Origin of the sequence: Arenimonas sp., assembly GCF_019459675.1 — a bacterium.
GTDB lineage: Bacteria > Pseudomonadota > Gammaproteobacteria > Xanthomonadales > Xanthomonadaceae > Arenimonas.
In genome coordinates this window covers 1-2,309 of the sequence record NZ_JAIBFH010000119.1, presented here as the reverse complement: position 1 = coordinate 2,309, position 2,309 = coordinate 1, and the positions used below count along the sequence as shown (strand labels likewise).

At 71.1% G+C, this 2,309-nt stretch carries 3 protein-coding genes; all 3 read right to left on the bottom strand.

Annotated features, from left to right (window positions below; genetic code table 11):
* Window positions 1-61 precede the first annotated feature (61 nt).
* From K0M70_RS04370 to gspF, 3 genes are read right to left on the bottom strand one after another with little or no spacing between them, the layout of a single operon-like run.
* On the bottom strand, window positions 62-541 hold the full coding sequence (locus K0M70_RS04370) for a GspH/FimT family pseudopilin (RefSeq protein WP_290779768.1): 480 nt from the start codon (window positions 539-541) through the stop codon (window positions 62-64).
* Window positions 513-953, bottom strand: coding sequence for a type II secretion system major pseudopilin GspG (gene gspG, locus K0M70_RS04365; protein WP_290779765.1), 441 nt, complete (start codon window positions 951-953; stop codon window positions 513-515). Before gspG ends, K0M70_RS04370 begins: the two co-directional genes overlap by 29 nt.
* Window positions 954-967: 14 nt before the next feature.
* A complete protein-coding gene (gene gspF / locus K0M70_RS04360; RefSeq protein ID WP_290779763.1) occupies window positions 968-2,173 on the bottom strand; it encodes a type II secretion system inner membrane protein GspF in 1,206 nt (401 codons plus the stop codon).
* Window positions 2,174-2,309 lie beyond the last annotated feature (136 nt).

Below are 2,309 nucleotides of genomic sequence, written 5' to 3'. Positions count from 1 at the left end.
AAGCACCGCCAGGCTGAAGACCGACAGGGCCACCAGCATTTCGATCAACGTGAAGCCGCGGTCAGCGGCGCGCCGGCTGCACACTCAGGCGTCCCTCCGGGTCCAGGGCTACGCGCCAGGACGCGTCCAGGGCCGCCAGCGTCACGCCGCCGCCGTCGGTGTCGCCGGTGGCGTCGAACTCAAAGCGCGCGAAGCTTTCATCGGGCTCGAACACGGCGTGCACGTCGCCTTCGAAACGGCGCTGGTCGAACGGCGGCTGGGCCAGGGCGGTCCACTGCCCGGACCGGCCCACGCTGAAGCCGTAGCCCGCCGCGTCCACGCGCAGCGCCACCGGCTGGTTGCGCATGATGGCTTCCTCGCGCGCCCGCGCCAGGTGCACGGCCAGTCGCTCGGCCTGCGCCGACAGGCGCGCCTCGGGTGCGGGCGCCGTCATCAGCACGGCGGTGCCCACCAGGCCCATGATCACCAGGACCACCATCAGCTCCACCAGGCTGAAGCCCGGCGAGCGCCGGTTACGGGGTCCAGTTGCCGATGTCCGCATCATCGCCTTCGCCGCCTTCGGCACCGTCGGCGCCGAGCGAATAAACATCGAACGAACCGTGCTGTCCCGGGTGCCGGTAGCGATAGGCGTTGCCCCACGGGTCGGTCGGCAGGCGCCGGATATAGCCGCCGGCGCGGTAGCGCTCGGGGCGGCTGAGGCTGGCGGGCGGCTTGAGCAGGGCCTGCAGGCCGTCCTCGGTGCGCGGGTAGGCGAGGTTTTCCAGCCGGTAGGTGTCCAGCGCCTGTTCCAGCAGGCTCACGTCGGTCCGGGCCTTTTCGGCCATGGCCCGGTCCTGGCTGGGCAGCACGTTCAGCGTAACCACGGTGGCCAGAAGGCCGATGATCACGATCACCACCATCAGCTCGATCAGGGTGAAGCCGTTGGCGGCGCGACGGGTGCGGCGGGGGTACATGGGCGTTCTCCAGGTCATGCCATGACCATCGAGTTGAACTGCAGTATCGGCAGCAGGATGGACAGCACGATCAGGGTGATCACGCCGCCCAGGGCGATGATGATGGCGGGTTCGAGCAGGCTCAGGGCCACGGAGGTGAAGGTGCTGAACTCGCGGTCCAGGTAGTCCGCCGCGCGATCGAGCATGGGCGCCAGACGCCCGCTTTCTTCGCCGCTGGCGGCCATGTAAAGCAGGGTGGGCGGGAAGATGGCCGCGCCGCGCATGGCCGACGACAGGCTGCTGCCTTCGCGGATGGCCGTCACCATGCCCTCGGTGGCGGCGCGCAGCGCGCGGTTCTGCACCGTGCGGGCGGTCACCACCAGCCCCTCCATCAGCGGCATGCCGCTGGACACCATCGTGGCCAGGGTGCGTGCGAACAGCGAAGCGTGCGCATCGCGGACCAGCTTCCCGACCAGGGGCAGGCCCAGCAGCCAGCGATCGGCGCGAAGGCGCGCAGCGGGCCGCCGCAGCGCCACCAGCGCCGCCACCGCCATCGCCACGGCCACGCCCAGCAGCGGCAGGCCCCAGGCCACCATGAACTCCGACACCGCGATCACCCCGCGCGTCAGCAGCGGCAATACGCGGCCCATGGATTCGAACTGATCCACCACCTTGGGCACCACGAAGGTCATCAGCGCCACCACCACCAGGGTGGCGGTGACCGCCAGCGCCGCGGGATAGACCAGGGCCGTGGTGAGTTTGCTGCGCAGCTGCTGGTGGCTTTCGAGCATGTCGGCCAGCCGTTCCAGGATGACCGGCAGCGCGCCCGAGCCTTCGCCCGCGGCCACCATGGCCCGGTACAGCGGCGGGAATGCGCCGGGCACGCGGCCCATCGCTTCCGACAAACGCTGGCCCTCGACCAGTTGGGCGTGGGTTGCCAGCAGCGCCCGGCGCACGTCCGGCCGGCCCGCCTGCGAGCCGATGGTGAACAGGGCTTCTTCCAGCGGCGACACGGTGGCCAGGGTGGCCAGCTGCCGCGTGAACAGGGTCAGGTCCTTGCTGCGCAGCGCCCGGCCCGGGCGCAGCGAGCGCTGCGCGGTCCGGGGCGCAGGCACCAGCTGCAGCGGGACCCATTGGCGCTGTTCCAGCAGCCGGCGCGCATCGGGCTCGCTGTCGGCCTCCAGCAGTCCCTGGCGCTCTTTTCCGCGGACGTCGAGCGCGACGAAATCAAACGACGCCATGGGATTTCTCTTCCTGGCGGATCACCCGCAGCGCTTCCTCGACCGTGGTCATGCCGCGCGCCACGCAGCGCCGCGCCGCGCCCCGCAGGTCGGACGCACCGGCGAAGGCGGCGCGCGCCAGCGTGGCGTCAGCGGG

Bases quoted from the DNA above. Each gene is read 5' to 3' on its own strand.
- K0M70_RS04370 (WP_290779768.1), bottom strand. From the start codon at position 541: ATGCGGACATCGGCAACTGGACCCCGTAACCGGCGCTCGCCGGGCTTC.
- gspG (WP_290779765.1), bottom strand. From the start codon at position 953: ATGTACCCCCGCCGCACCCGTCGCGCCGCCAACGGCTTCACCCTGATC.
- gspF (WP_290779763.1), bottom strand. From the start codon at position 2,173: ATGGCGTCGTTTGATTTCGTCGCGCTCGACGTCCGCGGAAAAGAGCGC.